We start from the raw sequence: 1,865 nt of genomic DNA on the forward strand, positions 1-1,865 counted from the left end.
GGCGTGAGGCGGCCTCGGGTGGGGTGTTCGAGACGGTCTCCCCGGCTTCGGAGGGGGTGTTGGCGGAGGTCGCGGAGGCGGGGGCGGAGGATGTGGACGCGGCGGTGGCCGCGGCGCGGCGGGCGTTCGCGGGGTGGTCGGGGCTGCCGGGGGTGGAGCGGGGGAAGTTCTTGTTCCGGATCGCGCGGCTGGTGCAGGAGCGGGCGCGTGAGCTGGCGGTGCTTGAGTCTCTTGACAACGGGAAGCCGGTGCGGGAGTCGCGGGATGTGGATGTGCCGTTGGTGGCGGCGCATTTCTTCTACTACGCGGGGTGGGCGGACAAGCTGGAGCACGCCGGTTTCGGTGCCGGGGTGCGGGCGGTGGGGGTGGCGGGGCAGGTGATCCCGTGGAACTTCCCGTTGCTGATGCTGGCGTGGAAGGTCGCTCCGGCGCTGGCGGCGGGGAACACGGTGGTTTTGAAGCCGGCGGAGACGACGCCGTTGTCGGCGTTGCGGTTCGCGGAGATCTGTCAGCAGGCGGGGTTGCCGCCGGGGGTGGTGAACATCCTGCCCGGTGACGGGCGTGCGGGGGCGGCGTTGGTGGCGCATCCGGGGGTGGACAAGGTGGCGTTCACCGGGTCGACGGAGGTGGGTCGTGGTATCGCGCGGGCGGTGGCCGGGACGGGCAAGCGGCTGACGTTGGAGCTGGGGGGGAAGGGCGCGAACATCGTGTTCGAGGACGCGCCGGTGGATCAGGCGGTGGAGGGGATCGTGGACGGGATCTTCTTCAACCAGGGTCATGTGTGCTGTGCGGGGTCGCGGCTGCTGGTGCAGGAGTCGGTCGCGGAGGAGGTGCTGGCGTCGTTGAAGCGGCGGATGGCGAGGTTGCGGGTGGGGGATCCGCTGGACAAGAACACGGATGTGGGGGCGGTCAACTCCGCGGCGCAGCTGGCGCGGATCCGGGAGCTGGCGGACGCGGGGGACGCGGAGGGCGCGCGGCGCTGGACCGCGCCGTGCGAACTCCCCGGTCAGGGGTTCTGGTTCGCGCCGACGGTGTTCGAGGGGGTGGCGCAGGCGCACCGGGTGGCGCGGGAGGAGATCTTCGGGCCGGTGTTGTCGGTGCTGACGTTCCGCACGCCGGACGAGGCGGTGGCCAAGGCGAACAACACGCCCTACGGGTTGTCGGCGGGGGTGTGGACGGAGAAGGGGTCCCGGATGCTGTGGATGGCCCAGCGCCTGCGGGCCGGGGTGGTGTGGTCCAACACGTTCAACAAGTTCGATCCGACCTCGCCTTTCGGCGGGTACCGCGAGTCCGGCTACGGCCGGGAAGGCGGCCGCCACGGACTGGAGCCCTACCTCAATGCCTGAGACAAGCCAGCGCCTTCGGGTGTGGAAGACGTACAAGCTGTTCATCGGCGGGGCGTTCCCCCGTTCGGAGAGCGGGAGGGTCTACCCCGTGACCGATCCCACCGGCGCGCACCTGGCCAACGCCCCGCGTGCCTCCCGCAAGGACGCCAGGGACGCCGCCGCCGCGGCGCGGAAGGCGTTCGGCCGCTGGTCGGGGGCCACCGCCTACAACCGCGGGCAGATCCTCTACCGGATCGCCGAGCTGCTCCAGGGCCGCCACCAGCAGTTCACCGACGAGATCGCCCACACCGAAGGCGTCACCGCCGCGCAGGCCGCCACGCAGGTCGAGGCGGCCGTCGACCGGTGGATCTGGTACGCCGGATGGGCCGACAAGATCCACCAGGTCCTCGGCAACCCCAACCCCGTCGCCGGACCCTACTTCAACCTCTCCACCCCCGAACCCACCGGCACCGTCGCCATCCTCGCCCCCCAGCACTCCTCCCTCCTCGGCCTGGTCTCCGTCCTGGCCCCCGCGATCAC

Annotated in this window: 2 protein-coding genes; both read left to right on the forward strand. The window is 71.5% G+C overall.

What is annotated here, in order from left to right; genetic code table 11:
• Positions 1-1,346, forward strand: a 1,346-nt coding sequence (locus D7318_RS32265; RefSeq protein WP_120700795.1) for an aldehyde dehydrogenase family protein, incomplete at its 5' end; no start/stop codon positions are given.
• The coding region (locus tag D7318_RS32270; protein WP_120700796.1) for an aldehyde dehydrogenase family protein at positions 1,339-1,865 on the forward strand (527 nt) is incomplete at its 3' end. The genes D7318_RS32265 and D7318_RS32270, both read left to right, overlap by 8 nt.

Source organism: Streptomyces radicis (genome assembly GCF_003626575.1).
GTDB classification, from domain to species: domain Bacteria; phylum Actinomycetota; class Actinomycetes; order Streptomycetales; family Streptomycetaceae; genus Streptomyces; species Streptomyces radicis.